Source organism: Acidisoma sp. S159 (genome assembly GCF_009766125.1).
In the GTDB taxonomy this organism is placed as follows: Bacteria; Pseudomonadota; Alphaproteobacteria; order Acetobacterales; family Acetobacteraceae; genus Acidisoma.
Genome location: NZ_LMUG01000048.1, coordinates 417 through 18371, shown reverse-complemented (window position 1 = coordinate 18371; position 17955 = coordinate 417). Strand labels below are relative to the sequence as shown.

15 protein-coding genes and 3 pseudogenes are annotated in these 17955 nt (G+C 59.7%); 8 read left to right on the top strand and 10 right to left on the bottom strand.

The window, feature by feature from the left end:
• Nucleotides 1-123: 123 nt before the first annotated feature.
• On the bottom strand, nucleotides 124-882 hold the full coding sequence (locus GSQ92_RS15145) for a DUF899 family protein (RefSeq protein WP_254065598.1): 759 nt from the start codon (nucleotides 880-882) through the stop codon (nucleotides 124-126).
• 14 nt (nucleotides 883-896) lie between these two features.
• Nucleotides 897-1661, bottom strand: coding sequence for a VOC family protein (locus GSQ92_RS15140; protein WP_158802752.1), 765 nt, complete (start codon nucleotides 1659-1661; stop codon nucleotides 897-899).
• Between the two features lie 180 nt (nucleotides 1662-1841).
• Here GSQ92_RS15140 and GSQ92_RS15135 point away from each other — a divergent pair, with 180 nt between their 5' ends.
• Nucleotides 1842-2174: a MarR family winged helix-turn-helix transcriptional regulator gene (locus GSQ92_RS15135; protein ID WP_371417987.1), complete on the top strand. Its 333-nt coding sequence runs from the start codon at nucleotides 1842-1844 to the stop codon at nucleotides 2172-2174.
• 19 nt (nucleotides 2175-2193) lie between these two features.
• Here GSQ92_RS15135 and GSQ92_RS15130 read toward each other — a convergent pair whose 3' ends face one another.
• Entirely contained in the window at nucleotides 2194-3039 is an 846-nt protein-coding gene (locus tag GSQ92_RS15130; protein ID WP_254065599.1) for a dienelactone hydrolase family protein, read from the bottom strand.
• A 204-nt stretch (nucleotides 3040-3243) separates the two neighbouring features.
• Here GSQ92_RS15130 and GSQ92_RS15125 point away from each other — a divergent pair, with 204 nt between their 5' ends.
• Nucleotides 3244-3966 (top strand): pyridoxamine 5'-phosphate oxidase family protein, encoded by a 723-nt coding sequence (locus tag GSQ92_RS15125; RefSeq protein ID WP_158802753.1) that lies wholly within the window; start codon nucleotides 3244-3246, stop codon nucleotides 3964-3966.
• A 176-nt stretch (nucleotides 3967-4142) separates the two neighbouring features.
• On the opposite strand, the gene GSQ92_RS15120 is transcribed toward GSQ92_RS15125, so the two are convergent.
• From GSQ92_RS15120 to GSQ92_RS15110, 3 genes are all read right to left on the bottom strand, one after another.
• On the bottom strand, nucleotides 4143-5198 hold the full coding sequence (locus GSQ92_RS15120) for a sugar phosphate isomerase/epimerase (RefSeq protein WP_158802754.1): 1056 nt from the start codon (nucleotides 5196-5198) through the stop codon (nucleotides 4143-4145).
• Between the two features lie 152 nt (nucleotides 5199-5350).
• On the bottom strand, nucleotides 5351-5677 hold the full coding sequence (locus GSQ92_RS15115) for a TfoX/Sxy family protein (RefSeq protein ID WP_158802755.1): 327 nt from the start codon (nucleotides 5675-5677) through the stop codon (nucleotides 5351-5353).
• Nucleotides 5678-5718: 41 nt separating this feature from the next.
• The gene (locus tag GSQ92_RS15110; protein WP_254065600.1) at nucleotides 5719-6486 is read right to left on the bottom strand and encodes a class I SAM-dependent methyltransferase; all 768 of its coding nucleotides are present in this window, start codon (nucleotides 6484-6486) and stop codon (nucleotides 5719-5721) included.
• A 164-nt stretch (nucleotides 6487-6650) separates the two neighbouring features.
• On the opposite strand from GSQ92_RS15110, the gene GSQ92_RS15105 reads away from it, so the two are divergent.
• On the top strand, nucleotides 6651-6890 hold the full coding sequence (locus GSQ92_RS15105) for a hypothetical protein (RefSeq protein WP_158802756.1): 240 nt from the start codon (nucleotides 6651-6653) through the stop codon (nucleotides 6888-6890).
• Nucleotides 6891-6908: 18 nt separating this feature from the next.
• Nucleotides 6909-7139 carry a hypothetical protein gene (locus GSQ92_RS15100; RefSeq protein ID WP_159013653.1) on the top strand — a complete coding sequence of 77 codons (231 nt, stop codon included), beginning with the start codon at nucleotides 6909-6911 and terminating at the stop codon, nucleotides 7137-7139.
• A gap of 184 nt (nucleotides 7140-7323) precedes the next feature.
• Here the strand turns inward: GSQ92_RS15100 and GSQ92_RS15095 are convergent, their stop codons facing one another.
• A complete protein-coding gene (locus tag GSQ92_RS15095) occupies nucleotides 7324-8574 on the bottom strand; it encodes an MFS transporter (protein WP_159013652.1) in 1251 nt (416 codons plus the stop codon).
• Between the two features lie 197 nt (nucleotides 8575-8771).
• Between GSQ92_RS15095 and GSQ92_RS15090 the strand changes: the two genes are divergently transcribed.
• Nucleotides 8772-10052 carry a CinA family nicotinamide mononucleotide deamidase-related protein gene (locus GSQ92_RS15090; RefSeq protein WP_158802759.1) on the top strand — a complete coding sequence of 427 codons (1281 nt, stop codon included), beginning with the start codon at nucleotides 8772-8774 and terminating at the stop codon, nucleotides 10050-10052.
• A 230-nt stretch (nucleotides 10053-10282) separates the two neighbouring features.
• Here GSQ92_RS15090 and GSQ92_RS15085 read toward each other — a convergent pair whose 3' ends face one another.
• Entirely contained in the window at nucleotides 10283-10855 is a 573-nt protein-coding gene (locus GSQ92_RS15085) for a type 1 glutamine amidotransferase domain-containing protein (RefSeq protein ID WP_254065601.1), read from the bottom strand.
• Nucleotides 10856-11614: 759 nt separating this feature from the next.
• Between GSQ92_RS15085 and GSQ92_RS31725 the strand changes: the two genes are divergently transcribed.
• Complete coding sequence (locus tag GSQ92_RS31725) at nucleotides 11615-11806, top strand: 5-methylcytosine restriction system specificity protein McrC (RefSeq protein WP_158802790.1); 192 nt, start codon at nucleotides 11615-11617, stop codon at nucleotides 11804-11806.
• Between the two features lie 327 nt (nucleotides 11807-12133).
• On the opposite strand, the pseudogene GSQ92_RS30970 reads toward GSQ92_RS31725, so the two are convergent.
• A pseudogene (locus GSQ92_RS30970) lies at nucleotides 12134-12322 on the bottom strand (IS481 family transposase); the annotation flags it as partial.
• A 446-nt stretch (nucleotides 12323-12768) separates the two neighbouring features.
• Here GSQ92_RS30970 and GSQ92_RS15075 point away from each other — a divergent pair.
• Both GSQ92_RS15075 and GSQ92_RS15070 read left to right on the top strand, forming a co-directional pair.
• Nucleotides 12769-15660: a hypothetical protein gene (locus GSQ92_RS15075; protein ID WP_158802760.1), complete on the top strand. Its 2892-nt coding sequence runs from the start codon at nucleotides 12769-12771 to the stop codon at nucleotides 15658-15660.
• A gap of 480 nt (nucleotides 15661-16140) precedes the next feature.
• A pseudogene (locus GSQ92_RS15070) lies at nucleotides 16141-17246 on the top strand (IS630 family transposase); the annotation flags it as partial.
• 156 nt (nucleotides 17247-17402) lie between these two features.
• Here GSQ92_RS15070 and GSQ92_RS15065 read toward each other — a convergent pair.
• Nucleotides 17403-17955, bottom strand: a pseudogene (locus GSQ92_RS15065) (hypothetical protein); the annotation flags it as partial.

Here is a 17955-nt window from a genome sequence, read left to right as displayed (position 1 = left end):
AGGAGGCTAGCAACCGGGTTCCCCGGAGGCTATTTAATTCGGAGATGGTCCGTTTCGGGGACCGGCGGCGGTTCCGAGAAGCCGCCGGAAGCCGCCGCACGATACGTCATTGCCGTTCCCTGGTTACCTGTCGTAGTCCAACTTCGGATACCAATCCCCGCCCCGCCCGTCCGGCGTCGAATCCAATACCATCCACAGCGGCGCGGCATCCGGGGCGCCCCGCGGATCCTGGCCGGGGTCCGCCGTGGTGTCCGTCATTTCGGCGGACCAAAAATGGCGGATTTTGCCGTCGCGACGCGTGAACACGTTGAACGCGGGAATTTCCTCACCGTCCGACAATAGGCCGAAATAGTCGCGCGAGTAGTTGTCGTTGAGGTCGCTCAATAAGCGGAGGTCTTTCCAGCCGCGTTCGCGCTTCCAGCCGACAAGACGGTCTATGGGTGAGCGGGCAACAACGGCGAAGGCGATGTGCTGGCCGATGTCGGTGGCATTTCCCTCCCAGGCGTCCAGCATATTGGTGCACATCGGACAGGGGCGATCACGCTGAGGGCCGAACATGTAGCTGTAAAGCGCGAGCGTCGATTTGTCGCCGAATAGCGCAGCGAAATCCATAGCACCATTCTCGCCCTGGAAGCTGTACTTGCCGATGACTTCGCCGCCGGGTGGCAAGGCGCGGCGCTGCGCGGCGACACGCTCGATATGGCGCCGCAGTTCGATTTCCTCGGCCAGGAGCGCGGTGCGGGCAGCACGGTATTCGGCGCCCTCGTTGAGAATTCGAACCCGGTTGTTGCGCGCCAGTTCGCTCGCCGGAGTGAGGGTCTCCGTTTTAACGTCCATCTGAAACTCCCAGGTTTTGAAGCGGATGGCGACGAACGCGCCCATCCGCTTCCGTTGTTTCAGCGCTTCGGGGCGACCAGGGCGAAATGCGCACCCTGCGGATCAATGCATTGCACGATCCACTGACCACCGGGAACTTCCGTCGGACCCATCAAAAGGGTGCCCGCGGCGGTCTTCACGCGCTCGACCGCGGCATCGATTGCCGGGACGTTGAAGTAGTAGCCCCAATTCGGATACGGGACTGCTTCGGGCTTTGTCATCATGCCGCCGGCTGGCTCCTCGCCGGTCGCAAATAGCTGGTAGGTGCCCATCGGGCCCATATCGAAGCTGTCCGCCTTGGTCCAGCCGAACATCTTTTCATAGAAGGCGAAGGCCGATTTCCATTCGCCGGCATAGAGTTCGCGCCAGCCGATCGTGCCGGGCGTCCCTAGGGGCAAGGCAGGCGGTGCTTTGTCGATAAGACCCTTGGCGACATAGAAGACGGCGCCTTGCGGATCCGCGACGACCGCGAAGCGGATGATGCCGGGAACGGTTTCCGGCTCGTGCTTCACATTGCCGCCTTCCTGCTTCAGCTTGGCGACAGCCGCGTCGACATCATCAACGGCGACGTAGCCAAGCCAAGCGGGCTTTACCCCGCGCTGGGCCACTTCTTCCGGAGTCGCCATGAGACCCGCGACGCCCTGACCGTCGACAGTGAACAGCGTGTAGTTCTTGCCGCCGCTGCTGGCATCCTGTGTGTCCCACCCAACGACATCCGAGTAGAATCTCGCTGCCGCCTCCGTATCGGTGGTCATGATATCGTACCAGAAGAACTTCCCGTGCATTTCGCTTCTCCCTTTCGTTCCCCCAACTCAATTGACATTATGGGTTGATGTCAACATATTAGTTTTGTGGATGATGTCCCCTTCGAGATTACACTGCAGGTCCGTGATACCTGCCTGTGCCTCGCCGCCCAGCGGGCCGCGCGGGCTCTGGCGCGGCGGTTCGATGAAGCGCTGCGTCCTTTGGAACTGACGAACGGACAGTTCTCGCTCCTAATGTCGCTCAATCGGCCGAAGCCGGCAGCAATGGGGCCCGTCGCCGAGTTATTGGCGATGGACCGCACCACACTGACGGCCGCGCTGAAACCGCTCGAGCGCCGAGGGTTGGTAGAAGTGACGGTTGACCCCAAGGATCGCCGCGGTCGCCTTTTGACGCTGACGACCGAAGGCCAGAGGCGCCTCGCGGAGGCGGTGCCGATATGGAAACACCATCACCGCGAAATCGAAAAACACTTGACCGCGCCTGACGCTCTTAGGCGCGATTTGGCAATCTTGAGCAGCATCGAGCGTCGGTGAGCGATCGGCGCATCGAACCCTAGCGAACGCCGTACTGCCTGAGCCAGGCGATGGCGCGGCCCCAGGCGGCTTCGGCATCGGCGTGGTTGTAGCTGGGCCGATAGTCGGCGTGGAAACCGTGGCCGGCATCTGGGAAATAAACGATCTCGACTGTCTTGCCGGCGGCTTGAGCGCGCGCTTCGGTTGTGAAGACGTCAGCCTGGGCGATGCTCGGATCCTCGCCTCCGTAAAGACCCAATAGCGGGCAGTTCAGTTCCGCCGCCATGTCGATCGGGTTGCGTGGTTGGATGGTGCTCGTGGGACCCGCAACCGGCCCATAGAAGGCGACCGCCGCGCGCAGCCGCTTGTCGTGTTCCGCGAACAGCCAAACCTCCCGGCCGCCACGGCAGAATCCGATTGTTCCAATCCGAGCGGCGTCCCCCTGATGGGCCGTGGCCCAATCGATGGCGGCTCCCAGGTCCGTCATTACAGTCGCGTCCGGCGCCTTGAGGATCACATCTCGGAAAATCTTCTCCCCGTCGGTCATTTTCGAGAGGTCGGCCAGTCGCGCATAGAGCTCCGGCGCTACGGCGAGATAGCCAAGCTTAGCGAGGCGGCGGCAAACATCCTTGATGTAGTCGTGAACACCGAAGATCTCCTCCACCACCACCACGATCGGAAACGGTCCCGATCCTTCTGGGCGTGCGAAATAAGCGGGAAGCAGACCGTCCGACACCGGAATCTTAGTCTCACCAACCGTCAGACCCGTCGCATCCGTGTGGATCTGCTGTGCTTCGGCGCGCGGCGTCGCCAAAGTGAGGCCACTGATCAGGCTGGTCATTACAAAACCACGGCGGGTCAGGATTGAGAGATCGTCTGGTGTCACAGGGTGTCCTTTCGATAGCATTGTGAAACCATAGCCGCGACGGTCATGCGGCGGCATGCAAGTCATGCGGCCCTCATGCTTGTCAATGTCGCAGCTGGAGAACGAATAGTTACGCTTTACGATCTTGGCACATGAAAGCATAGCCTTCGCAGCGAGCGGGTTCAGGGTGCATGATACGCCGTCCCGTCAGCGAAAGGTTAGACCATGTCCGCCACCGAGGCCCCGACTTACGTCGTCGACGAACGCAACCGCGTGAAGCGCCGGCATGACCGTGGGTCCTACGATCACGAGACGGTCCACCGGCTGCTCGATGCCGCGGCACTCTGCCACGTCTCCTATGTCGTCGATGGTCTGCCCTACTGCACGCCCACCCTCTTCTGGCGCGAGGAAACGCGGCTCTACTGGCACGGCAGCAGCGCGAGCCGCATGTTGCGAAACCTTTCGGACGGACAGCCGGCCTGCCTCACGGTGACGCATCTCGACAGCCTCGTTCTCGCGCGCTGCGGTTTCAACCACTCGGCCGACTACCGCTCGGTGATGGCTTTTGGGCGGGCTCGGCTCGTCACCGAGCCCGAGGAAAAACGCCGCGCCCTTGTGATGATGGTGGATCGTTTCTTTCCTGGCCGCACGGCACAGTTGCGCGCGAGCACGGACCAGGAAATCAAGGCGACGTCAGTTGTGACGATGGAAATCGAGCGGGCGTCAGCGAAAATCCGCGCCAAGGGCGTTGCGGATGACGATGAAGATTACGCGCTCCCGATCTACGCGGAGCGCCTTCCGGTCCACACCGTCATTGGCGAGCCTGAGGCGTGCCCCCGGTTGCTATTGGGTGTCGAGCGGCCGGCGAACCTTGCGGGCTATCTGGCCGAACGGCCGCTCGAGGAGGCACTCGCGGAGGCCTATGCCGAGGCTTACGCGCGCGGCTAGGACAGGATGACCTGATACTGAACGGCGAACCAAAGATCCGTCATGGCATGCGAGGCGGGGCGGCCCCCCGCATGCCATCCACGCCTTGCCTTCGTCACGCAAAGCAAAGGCGTGGATGCTCGGCCTGCGCCGAGCAGGACGTGGAGGAATGAAAGGTTCAGACCAGAGATATCCGGCTAGGAAAGACCCAGCATGCGCTTCACCCCGGAACGGCCAGCCTCCTGATCAATGAAGTCCTCAAAGGTCGAGGTACTCACTTTGATCAGATGATCGGCGATAAACTTGGCCCCTTCCCGCGCGCCGTCCATGCGGTCCTTGATGGCGCATTCCCATTCTAGAACCGCCCATCCGTCGAAACCATGAACTGAGAGCTGCGAGAAGATCGAACGGAAGTCGATGTCACCATCGCCAAGCGAGCGGAACCGTCCGGCGCGATCCGGCCAATCCGAGAAGCCGGAATAGACGCCTTGCTTCGCCGTTGAGCGCAACTCGGCGTCCTTAACGTGAAAGGCTTTGATTCGCTCGTGATAGACGTCGATGAAGCCGACATAGTCCAGGTTCTGCAGGCGGAAATGCGACGGGTCATAGGCGATGCAGCAACGCTTATGACCATCGAGCAGATCCAGGAACCGCTCGAAGGTTGTGCCATCGAAAAGATCCTCGCCGGGATGGAGCTCGAAACAGGCATCCACGCCATGCTCCTCGTGCTCGTCCAGGATTGGGCGCCACCGGCGCGCGAGTTCCTCGAATGCCTCCTTGATCAGGCCAGGGGGGCGAGGCGGCCAAGGGTAGACATAGGGCCAGGCGAGACCACCCGAGAAGGTGACGTGCGACTTGAGACCCAGATTGCGGCTCGCTCGGGCACCGAACTTCACCTGTTCCACCGCCCATTGCTGACGCGCCGCGGGATTGCCTCGCACATGAGGAGCCGCAAACGCATCAAAGGGTTCGTCGAAGGCTGGATTGACCGCCACGAGCTGCCCTTGCAGATGGGAGGCGAGTTCGGTGATCACCACGCCGCTTTTATCCGCGGTAGCCTTGAGGTCGTCGCAATAGGCCACGCTCTCGGCGGCTTTTTGCAGGTCGATGAGGCGCGTATCCCAAGCGGGAATTTGGACGCCCTTGTAGCCAAGTGACGCGGCCCAGCCACAGATTTCAGCGAAACTATTGAACGGCGCTTCATCGCCGGCGAATTGAGCCAAATAGATCGCAGGTCCCTTGATCGTCTTCATTTTTTTCTCCCCCGGGCGAGGTTGCCGCATACGCCGGCTATTTGCAAAGCAATGTAGACCGGTTTTCCGGGGGCGAACCAGAACACGGCCACGCGCGCGGCCACTCAATGAAACCTGTGCAGCGGTTCGGTGGCAGCGGCACGTCAGCGAAGTTACGGCAAGGACGCTGCCCGCAAAGCCGCCTCATATGCCATCCGCACCCACTTCGCCATGATATCGGGGTTGTCGAAGGCGTCTTCTGGGATCGACCAGTAAGGCATTTTGACCGCCTTCCTGGTCTTGTTCTCGTACGCCCATTGCGTCGCGCCGGCGGCCTCGAACTTCGGCGCGCTGAGGGCGTCTGCCTTCAGCAGGATCTCGTCACTGACTTCGAGCGCCAGGATATGGCCCCTGTGATAGATGCCTTTGCCACCAAACATGCGCCGGATGGTGATCGGGCCTAGGGAAGAGAACATCTCCTCTATTTCAGCGTTGTCCATCTGGCTTTCTCATAGGGCGCGGACCTGGTGGGCCTTTCGCTTCAGGGCTTACGAAACAGCAGCACGAAGTTGTCAGCCTCGCCGACCGCTGCATAGCGGGCGTGGTCTTTCTCGCCCAAGGCGAAAGTCGGCGGCAGTGTCCAGACGCCTTTCGGCCAATCCGTCGTGTCTTTCGGATTGGCGTTGATCTCGGAGCTGCCGACGAAGACGAAACCGGCCTGTTGCACCAGGGCGATGGCGTAATCCTGGCGTACATAGCCGCTGACCGCATGCGGATCCTGCGGCCGGTCGGGGCGAGCGCGATGGTCCTCGACGCCCAAAACCCCGCCAGGCTTCAGTGCGACGAAGAAGGCCGCGAGCATCTGGCTCGCCTCATTCGTCGCCATCCAATCATGCAGATTGCGGAACGTGACGACGACATCGGCCGAGCCCCGCGGGGCGATGGTGTAATGGCTGTCCCCTAGCTCGGTGGTTTCGGCTTTTGGAAAGCGGGTGCGAAACGACGCTGCCTGCTTGCCGGGCGGCAGGGCGGCGACGTAGTGTCCGTGGCCCCGCAGGTAAGGCATCAGGATTTCCGTCCAATAGCCGCCGCCGGGCCATATCTCGACCAGCTTTGCGTCCGGCTTCACGCCGAAGAAGCGGAGTTCCTCCGCCGGATGACGCACCGGGTCACGCGCGATGAAGGCGGCGCTGCGTGCCGGCGAAGCGATGGCCTGCTGGAGGGCGTTGTCGTCGCTTTGCGCCAGGGCAGCTGTCGCCACGGACATCAGTGCCGCCGTGCCGGCGAGCAGTCGTGCAATAGAGGTCATGGATTGGTTATCTACCTCTCGGTCGCGGGGATCCAGGGGCGCCACGATTACGGGGCGTGATAGGCGCCTTGCGCCTGGCACAGCCGGGGTTACGCTTTGTAGCGTCCCGGGTTGCGAATTTCGGGCTACCGCTTGTCCCCATTGGGGGCGGAGCAGAGAAAGCGATGCATCCGGAGTTTCGAACGGTCCTATGGTTCGTCGCGAGGCTTCTCGCGGGGCCGGACCACCCTGAAGATGGCGGGTTCGACAACGAGCCGCCCAGCCGGCGAGGCGCCGTCATCGCGCTCGTGTTCCTTGTGCTGCTGGGCTTGTTCGGGCTCTGGATCAGTCGCGCATTGCGAGATACCGGCAAGTTGCAGGATTGTGTCATGCAGGGGCGGACGAACTGCGTGCCCAGCCAATAACCAATGCGGGAGTGAACCGTGACCGAGTTCGAGAATGAGCTGATGGACCGGCTGCAAACGATCGCGGATCAGAAATTCGGCGGCCATCTGACGATCCTGAAATTCACCACGAACTGGCGCATTTGCTTCGGCTCCCCGGAGGGGGAGGATCTCTGGAACGACATTCAGAAGATGCCGGTTGGCCGTAGTTTCGCGGAGGCCGCGCAGAAGGCGGTCAATGATCCGCGTCCTTTTGGAGTGGAAGCCTAGGGGGATGTCTTCTGTTGAAACCCTCGCTATCCCACCACGTCATGCTCGGCGAAGGCCGAGCATCCACGCCTGCTTTCGTCACGCAGGCAAGGCGTGGATGGCATGCCTTCGCATGCCATGACGCATCTTTGCCTCACGGTTCAGTATCAGATCATAACGCCGTAAGAAGAAGCCACGCCTCTTCCTAGCGCGACGACTCCTCCGGCGTGAAGTGGCGTATGGGCTTCGTTCGACTCAGATAAACGCCGGCCGCACCGAGCACCATCAAGGCGGAAGTGCCGAGAAATACCGCGCGCATGCCGATGCGGCCGCCAACCAAGCCTCCGAGTAGCGGCCCGGCCACCTGCCCGACAAATTGCGCCGAGGTCGAATAGCCGAGAATGCGGCCGGCCATGCCATCCACCACACTATGGCGAATGACGCTCGTGACGCAGGGCAAGAGACCGCCCAGCGCCAGCCCCATCAGGAAACGGAGCCCGATGAGTTGCCACGCCGCCGTCACGAAGGCTTGCGGGATCAGCAACAGCCCGGAGACGAGAAGCGCGCCGATGATCACGTTCCAATGCCCGATGCGATCCGCCAGCTTCCCGAGCCGTGACGCGGACAGGATGCTCCCCAAGGCGGCGGCGGCCATGACGACACCCGACACCAGCGTCACGCGCGACGAATTTTCGACGAGATGGGCGACGTAGAGCGTGATGATCGGCTCGATCGACATGGTGGCCAGCATCAGCAGCAGCCCGGTCACCAGCATGGCGATGATCGGCCGCTTGTTGGGGAGCGCTTTCCAGCCGCCGCGCGAGATGTTGTGCCGGGCCCGGGCAGGGCGCGGTTCCTCCTTTATGAGGGTGGTGGTCGCGATGAAGGTCAGGAAGATGACGCCGCCGGCCAGCCAGAAGGTGCCGCGGATACCGATGAGCGGGGGCAGCACGCCGCCGATCAGCGGCCCGACCAGATTTCCCGCCATGATGCCCGAGGACAAGGTGCCCAGCGCCCAGCCGGAGCGCGCCCTCGGGGTTTGGGTCGCGACAAGGATCGTCGAGCCAGACGCGTAGCCACCCGCGAAGCCGGCCAGCAGCCGCAGCGCCACCAGCTCCCAGACATTATGCGCCATGCCGATCAGGGACATGACCACCGCCATGCCCAGGCTCGCCCGGATCAGCATGAGTTTGCGGCCGTAGCGGTCGGCGAGGCGTCCCCAGATGGGTGCCACCAGCGCCGCCGCGAAGAAGGTCGCGCCATAGGCGATGCCGGACCACTGCGCGATGGCCGCGTGACCCGAGACGCCGAGCTGCTCCACGTAGAGTGGCAGGAACGGCAGCAGCAGGGTCATCGCGACGATGGTGGTGAAGGAACCGACAAGGCAGACGGCGAGGTTCCTGCGCCAATGCTTGTCTTCCCACTGGTCTGGTGACTGTTCGTCTGGCGCTGACATCCATGCTTCCTGCGCGGGGCGATGCCCTGTTCCATCTTGTTTGAACACAGGTTCCGGGTGCCGTCTTCGGTGGCCCGGTCTGGGCTGCATCCCTTTGGGGGCGGAGCGGCGCTGGTGCGTGGAAGGCCCGACTTGGGAACTGCGCGGAACCCGCTCTAACATGCCCCGGTGAGCGTCGGCAGGAGTTGTCCAGGACTATGACCAGCATGCACGTCGAGGTTATCTGCACCGGGGACGAGGTTCTCACCGGCAAGATCGTCAATACGAATTTCAGCTACATCACTCAGAAGCTTGAGGATTTTGGTCTTTCCGTGCGCTGGGAAACCACTGTCGGCGATGATCGCGAGGATCTGCTGGCGGCCTTCCGCCATGCCGCCGGCCGCGCGGACGCGGTGATCGTCAATGGCGGCCTCGGCCCTACGGTGGACGATCTGTCGCAGGAGGTCGCGGCAAAGGCGGCTGGTGTCGAGCTGGTGCTGAACGAGGCTTGGCTCGCCACTATGGAGGGCTTCTTCACCCGCCGCAGCCGGGTGATGCCACCCAATAATCGCAAGCAGGCGATGTTGCCGGCCACCGCCGAGGTCCTGGACAACCCGATCGGCACCGCCTGCGGCTTCGCGCTGGATATCGGCAAGGCGCGCTTCTTCTTCACGCCCGGCGTGCCTCGGGAGCTGCGCCGCATGGTCGAGGAGCAGATCGTTCCGCGCTTACTGACGCGCGGCGGTTCGCCGACGGCGATCCATCTGAAGCGATTCCACTCCTATGGTCTGGGCGAATCCCACGTCGACGCGCTGCTGGCCGGGCTGGAGAGCCTCGTGCCCGACGGGAGCTTGAAGCTTGGGTTTCGGGCGCATTATCCGCAGTTGGAGACCAAGCTGACGGTGCGCGGCGCGGACCGCGCGGAGATCGACCGCAAGTTGGCGCCGGTGCAGGCGGAGGTCCGCAAGCGGCTGGGCAATTTCATCCTGGGCGAGGATGACCAGACGCTGGAAGGCGTGGTGCTGGCGGAGCTATCCGGCCGGGGCAGTTCGTTGGCGGTGGTGGAGACCTTTACCGGCGGCGGCATCGCCGCCCGCATTGCGCCGCTGCCCGGGGCGGAGGCGGTGTTTCGCCGTGGGGTGATCGCGCGTGATTTGGGCGAGATCGCCGGGGCGGTCGGATTGGCGAGTGGGTCGCTGTCGGGGGCGCTCACTGTGGCGATGGCGGAGGCTGTCGCACGCGCGGTGCGGTCGCAATCCAGGGCGACGCATGCGCTGGCGGTGCTGATCGACCTCGACACGGATCCGGACCAGACGGATTTGGGCGGCACGATCTGCCTGGCGATCGCCGATGGCGAGGGGGTGGTGTCCCGCGAGTCCCGCATAGTGGGCGGCCGCGACTGGGTGCGGTTGGGTGCGGTGGAACTGGCGCTGGATTGCTTGCGGCGCCACCTGCAACACCTGCCGGTTACTGAGCGGACGGATTTCGAGAGGGTGTAGGGTTTTAATTGTTACTTTGCGGTGGTGCCTGAGGATAACACTTTGGTGTCGCCTGATTTGTGGTAAAACACTTTCACTAGTCCTAGCCAGCGCTCTCCACCTCCTTGAGGTCGCGAATCTTATGAAAGCCGGCAACATCTCGCCGCCGGTCCACGTTCGATTCAGAGAACCTCGACGCCGATGGGGTATCCGAGAGGCTTACTCGATCTCGACAGCCTCCGGATGCCGCCTCAGACGGGTCTCTTGAGCGCCGCGAGCAGTTCCTTCGCCATCGGGCCTGCGGAAGCGGGGTTCTGGCCGGTTATGAGTCGGCCGTCGACAACCACCTTCGGCATCCAATTTTCGGTTGAGGAGTACTCGGCGCCTTCCGCCCGAAGTGCATCCTCGAGTTCGAACGGGACGTCGTCGCGGGCATAGTCGTACTCTTCCTTCTTCGAAAATGCGGTGAGTTTCTTGCCACGCACGAATGGCACTCCGTCGCCGAGATCCACTCCGAGTAGCGAGCAGGGACCATGACAGACGGCCGTCACGAACTTGCCCGTGCTCCAAGAACGAACGACGGCTTTCTGCACCTCCGCATTGCGCGCGAGGTCAACCATCGGTCCGAGACCACCGGGAATCAGAATGGCATCATAGTCCGCGGCATCGACCTCGGACAACTTCCGGCTCCGATTCAGCCTGCGGAACGCCTTGCTCTCGAAAAACGCCTTCTGAGCCTGATCCTTTTCGTCGTAAGCATCGTAGGGTGCCCATCCACCCGCGATGGACGCGAACTCAACCGCGATACCCGCCGTGTCAAGCACCTCAAACGGGTGAGCGACCTCGGCAAAAAAAAACCAGTCTTGCGATTCTGCGGCCCGATGATGGCTGCGTTGGTGACAATAAACAGAACATGCTGGGTCACGATATTGTCCCTTCTCTGGACGTCAAACGATAGCGGAAAAGGCTTGATACTGCCAGGGAGAATAGCAGCGTGCCAGAGAATTTCGCGGGACGGAAGGAGTGCCTCGAACGCAAGATCATTGGGTGTCGTTTTCACAGGCGGCACATTTTGCCAACGATGGTGGTTTGGCATTTTCTAATCCTAAGCAAAATCATCGGGTTCAAATCGCTGCGTGATGAAGTCCGTTAGAGTTGAAATATATGAATTTTCGCCTGCGGTGCGTAGCCAAGGACACACCGAAGCAGCAGTGTGCAGACGAGTCCAGAAACACCCACTACCTGGACTGCCATTCATGCTCAGTTTGTTGCTGGTTTCCGTCTTGTGCGTCAGATTAAGCCAACCTCTACAGGAGCCTTGAAACCTGCCCTGGCAATTTATTTGGAGGCTGGCGTCCGCGTGGAGAAAGAAGGCATCGTCCTGCACCCTCCCCCCAGCAGTGCCTAAGACCGAAGCCCCGCGGTCGAAAATCGCCTGACACTTAGCAGTTGGGACTCTACTGACGCCTTACCCGCCATAGAGAGACGCGGCACACATCCTGTTGTCCTGGCCCATCTATTTTGCCCAAGACCGACGCGGCCGAGCGGCATGAGTATGAGGCTACTAGAATGGCCTTCGTGTAATCGCGCAGGATGGCCGTCGGCCCTGCACCACGGTAGCTGACGGCGGCGATGGGCTATTCCAGACTCGCCCTGATCTACTGATCAAACGTGGCGAGAAGACGGTGTTGATCGCAGACAAAAAATGGAAAAAGCTTCTGCCAGGAAGCGCAGATCGGAAGCAAGGAGTCGCGCAGTCAGATATCTATCAATGATGGCCTATGGACAGTTGTACGGCTGCGATACGCTGCTGACCTACCGCACCATCCTGAGTTTTGCAACACGAATGAAGCGGCAGTGATGCACCGCATTACTAATACGGAGTCGCGATTGGGTTGGACGACCGTGGATCTTGCCCAACACGATATCATGCCGATGGTGCTGCGCAAGTTGGTCGTCAACTATCTTATGATGAGGGCCTAGATGTTTGGTCCCAGGGTTTGGTGGTGCGGGTTTTATTTGGATTTTGATGGCTCTTTTTCCCATATTTGACAGAAGAATTCACCAGGGGGTGAGGTCGCGAAGCCGTCATTGGTGGGCTCGTAGAGGCAGTCGTCGAGGGGCAGCAATATACCGCCGGAAGACCAGGATGACTGCTTCATCCTCAAGCGAAAGCACTGTCAAGCCGGGTTCTTTGGGACCGGTTCGCCGGTCGGCGATAACGCTCGCCTCTTTTATTTGGCGACTGTCTCCGTGTTGATCCCGTAGCGCTTCGCCGGAGACCTCGGGCTGGTGCAGTTCGAGGTTCAACACGCCGCCCAGCAGACAGTCGAAGCCGCCGCTTGATCCTGTCCACCCCCTGGCGGCGCATTACAAATCGAGGAGTCCTTTCATCTTATTTCGACCCCAATATGGAATTCCTGACAGACATGAAGTTAGGCGTGCACCCGGAGGGCGATAGCTTCTCCGGGTCTTTTCATCAACAGTGCTATGATATCTACACCCGCGCTTAAGGTCCGCGCTGTACTGCTTCCTTTTCGCACCCACGTGTCACGCCTCTTTGAGCCGGTCAGCCCTATATCCACTGTTCAGAAAATCGTGCAGCCGCACTGTTCAGATACCCATATGCCGCATATCGACATCGCCTATGAGAAAATTCCGTCAAAGTTTTTTAACGAGCATAACTAGAATCCTTCGATTTAACGGCTTACACAACGCTTGAATCTAGAGGTGTGAAATGTCGGAGCCTGTGCGCTTGGTGATCTGGGACCTGGACGAAACCTTTTGGAAAGGTACGTTAACGGAAGGCGGTCTTACTGAAGCGGAACATGCAGGCGACATCGTTATAAAGTTAGCACAGCGTGGGATTATGAGTTCAATCTGTTCCCGCAACGACTATGTTTCGGTGCAGGACTTGATGGAGCGTTGGGGAGTCTGGCGTTACTTTATCTTCCCGAGCATCGACTGGAGTTCAAAGGGTGCCCGCGTTGCCAGCATCATTGAAGCTGTTCAGCTTCGGCCGGAGACCGTTTTGTTCCTCGACGACAATCCAATGAACCTTCAGGAGGCGAAATATTTTACGCCGACTTTACAGGTGGCTGGACAGAACTTCGTGCAAGAGATGTTGGCGGACGTTCGCCTAAGAGGCAAAGATGATCAGGCGCTGACGCGGCTGGCAACTTACAAGCTCCTTGAAGAAAAACAACAGGCACAGATCAAGGCAGGGGGCGAGGTTTATGGCTTCTTGCGAGAAAGTGGAATAACGGTCGAAATCGTCTACGACATCGAAGCCAACATTGATCGCGCGGTGGAGTTAATAAACCGAACCAATCAGCTGAATTTCACTAAACATAGGCTGCCCGAGAACCCCGACCTTGCCAGAGCCACTCTGCGCGAACAACTCAGTTTGTTCAACGTTCAAGCAGGTCTGCTCCGTGTCCGCGACAATTTTGGCGACTATGGTCTTGTCGGGTTCTATGCCCAGCGCAAAGGCGCGGGTTACCATGATCTCCTGCACTACTGTTTCTCGTGTCGCACGCTCGGCATGTTTGCAGAGCTTTGGTTCTACCGCGAACTCGGTCGGCCAGCCGTGGCCATGACAGGCGAGGTGCTGACGGATCTACACGACGAACAAATCCCCGTTGACTGGATCAGTTATTACGCTGGTACGGAGCATCAGGGCCTGGTCAATGCTCATTGGGATGATGTGCTTCTAATCGGTGGTTGCGACATACAAGCCTTATCACACTATTTGCAGCCACACGCGCGAACCTTGCACAGCCACTTCATCAGCGTCCGACATGGAATGGAGATTCGCACCGATCATACTACGATGCTGGCCCGATCCGGCATCCCTCCGACGAAAGAGGAGTTGTACTTCCTTCGCCTCGCCGGATATCAGTACGGTGATTTCAATCTCCCGAACCTAACGGCAACGCCTGGCCTTGTCCTCCTGAGCCTCTGGGCGGATGCTTATTATCTGCTCTTCCAACATCGGCGGCTCGGCCATGTCGCGCCGTTCTCGCCTGCTGCTCTCGGGCATCATGATGTACTAGCCCTAGATGAAGGTAGCTTGTTGGCGCGGCAAGCCTCACCAGAAGCGATGTTGGTGTTCCACTATCTGAAGGCTAACGCAATCTGCATTGGGTTGATTGACGAGACAACCTTCAAGCGTAATCTTGAGCTCATTGTCTCTCGGTTTCAGGATTCGTCGTCTGTGGTCCTATTGCTACTTAGTGAACGAGCCTGCGAGACGATTCCTGGTCTGCTGGTGCGGCACAAGGTGTTCAATCAATGGATGATAGAGGCAACACGGCTGCGGCCGAACATAACGACCGTCAGTATCGACCCGCACATTCATGATCGTGCCGAAATTACCGGTCCAACTCATTTTCATCGCATCGTGTACCAGCGGCTTGCGAGCGCCATAATCAAAGAGTTTCCGGCAGCAAGCCTGTCTACTTCCAGTGTCATACAGCCGGTTAACACACAGTCGTTGCCGGTAGAGGAAGAGGACATCGAAGCCACGCTGGCGATCGATCCAGCTGTGATCGAAATCTTCCGGCAGAGGGGAGCGGAAAGCGTTCCCTCTTGCTTTGAATTAGCCAACATTCTTCACTTACATGGGCATTTTGCGCAAGCTTCAGCCCTATACAAACGAGCCTATGATTTGCATCCCAAGGCGCCCGGAATCTATCCGCTCGCCCAATCTCTGCTTTACGCACGCCTGCTCTGCTTGATTAAAGACCGCCAGGCGCTAGAGGATAACGAGCTGGTTAGTCTGCGTATGCTCAATACGCAATTTTACAAGCTGGTCTGTGGCGCTCAACTGCTCATGAACGACGCAAATCCTCATAGTGCCATCGCTCTCATGGAGAATTGCTACGAGGAATTCCACACAGGCGAAGAGTCTGATTTGATCTACGTGGCAGGAATACTCAAGGTGTTCTCTGCGAGCCGCAGGCGGATAGAAAATTATCGACGATCCGCGGGGGTGCAGAGCGATATCATTCCTCGTAATCTGTTCTTCTACTGGGATCAGGCACCTCCAGTAGAGATTCAGCAAAACTTCGAGTATCACTCAGCTCTAAACTACTTTAATATAAGAGTTTTCAACAAGGCAACGGCCGAGCACTGGCTGTATGAGACGTTTGGCTTTGAGGCTCGTGCTGTATTTCTGAACGCACGACATCCTGCGGAAGCGGCTGATATTCTCCGTGTACATGTCATTTATCAATACGGGGGCTACTGGCTCGACGCCGATATTCGTCTTCATTCTGTAGATAGATTTGAAAAATTCCTACCTAAGAACGTCGAGCATGTTTTCCTGCTGACGGCCGGCAACGTCGTGCATAACGACTTTTTTGGCGCGGTAAGAGGCTCAAAAATTCTCTCGGATTGTCTCCTATCTCTTTACCGAAACTGTTTCCTTCACCCGGGCCTTTACATTCCGTTCAAGACCGGCCCAGGAATCTTTGCCCGCGCGCTTAATCGTGCTTACTATAACGCCTTCACTGGCGCAGGTTTAGTGCCGTCAGCCATGGTTCTTGACCAAGAGAATTTCGATTACGTGATCGAAGAATTCCCCGTTACTTATAAATCTGGTGCTGGAACGTGGCACAATGTTTAGGACTGGTTCGCAGCCCAATACTCGGCGAATCGCTGATTGGCGCAGCGGTTCGGTAGGAATGGAGTTGTCGGACGGGGCCGTGGCGCTTCGAAGATTGGGAGCGGCTGTCCCAGGTGCCATCCTTTGGCCGTCTCCTGGGGGAATCGCCCTTCGAGGCGGGCGACTTACCAGCACGCCACGATGGGCTTCGGGAGACTGAGTTCTGGGCGGTGTACCTGGTCGATACGAATGTCCTCACAACTGGTGCACGACGAAAGTCGTCGTTGTGCCTGACCTAGCCGCCTGGATGGACCGCAACTGCAAAGGACTCTACCTGTCAGTCATTGCCGTCGCGTTGGTGGAAGACGGTATTGCAAAAAGTCGGCGGGAAGGAGCACGGCGAAAGGCCGATGGCTGATACCGAGTCTCGTGAAGGGTGACTCGCGGGGGATCCCGAATCGGCTTGGATCTGATTCACGATGGCGAACCTCGGAGTTCGCCATGCCGATCCCGCTTCGAACGGATTTCACCGCGGCGCAGGTGCGCGCTGCTGCCAAGAAGACCAAGGACGGCCCGCAGGCGCGCCGTTTGCTGGCATTGGCGGCGATCTACGACAGCGGCAGGCGGAGTGACGCCGCCAAGATCGGCGGCGTGACCTTGCAGATCGTGCGGGATTGGGTGCTGAGGTTTAACGCGGAGGGCGCCATGGGCCTGCTCGATCGCAAGGCGCCTGGCCAGCCCGCCAGGCTCATAGCGGCACAGCGCACTGCCCTTGCTGCTCAGGTCAAGGGTGGCCCTAATCCAGCGATCCATGGTGTTGTGCGTTGGCGTATCATCGACCTATGTCAGTGGCTGTTCGAGGAACACAAAGTGAGCATCTCCAAGCAGACGCTCAGCTTTGAACTGCGCAAGATGGGATACCGCAAGCTGTCCGCGCGACCACGCCACCATGCCCAGGCGGAGGGCGCGATTGACGCTTTTAAAAAAGTTTCCCAATCCGTCTGGACGAAATCGCGCGAGAAAAGGGAATTGAACGTAGCGACGTAGAGGTTTGGTTCGCTGATGAAGCTAGAATCGGGCAGAAGAACAAGATCACTAGGCGATGGGCGAGGCTTGCCCAAGGTTCCATCCGGCTATGCCGGATGGAAGGCAAGACGAGGGAAGACGAGGCACTCGACCCTCCGCTCCGCACGACCAACGGACGGCCTGGACCTAAATTTTCGGCGCCATTTGTCCGAAGAAGGGTACTGCGGCGGCATTGGTTCTACCTTGGTACGATACCGAAGCAATGGACCTGCATTTGAAGGTTATTTCGGCGCGTCACACCCGGTCGACATGCCGCCCTTCTGCTTGATCAGGCCGGTTGGCATATGTCGCCCAGGTTGCATGTCCCGGAAAACACCACGATCGTGCCGCTGCCGCCGAAATGCCCTGAGTTGAACCCTCAGGAGAACGTTTGGCAATTCATGCGCGACAATTGCCTATCCAATTGCGTGTTCTCCTCATACGAGAACATCGTCGACCATTGCTGCTACGTCTGGAATAGGCTCGCCGATCAGCCCTGGACGATCATCTCAATCGGTTCTCGCGACTGGGCACAGCGGTTCCGATCAACGAGCCTTGGTATCAGACTTCTGGATTTCCACTTCAGGCGTGATAAGATTTAAGATTCGCTGACGCAAAATGGCGCTCGATCGGCTGGACACCCTTGTCCTCTTTCGAGGTGTCCGAACAAGGTGAGGAGCATCGCCGCTCCCCAAGCCTCAAGCCGCGACGCACCAGTCCTGTGCAGCCGCGATGACGGTGACCGTTACTGTCACCACGCGCTCGACCTCGCTCGGTCCGAAGTCGAGCAGCGCCTGCCCATCCGTCCAGCGCCAGCAGGCCTCGCCCTGCCGCTCGATCGCGTGGAAACCCAAGGCCAGGCGATGATCCTCGAGATCCAGCGCCACCCCGTCGAGCGTCACCTCCGCGACGACCGCCCCCAATCGGCGCTGGTCGCCGGGCGCCTTGGCGGCGACCGAAGCCAGGCGGAGGAGACCGCCGCCTGCCCGCAGCACGGCGGAGTGCTTACCCTCGGTTTCGAGCCACAAAGTCCACGCGGCCGCCGCACCGTGACCGAGGGTGATCGCGCGGCCTTCCAGCCGCGCCCGAATGACGGCGAGGTTAGGGCCGCCTTCCACCAGGGGCGCCCAAGCCTGCGTCTGCCACGCCTCGGAAGCGAGATCGGGCTCCAGATCCGCATGGAGATCGACCGCGCCCGGAGCATTGGCGAACATTCCCCGATTGCCCGTATCGAGCCAGCTCTCAGCCGCT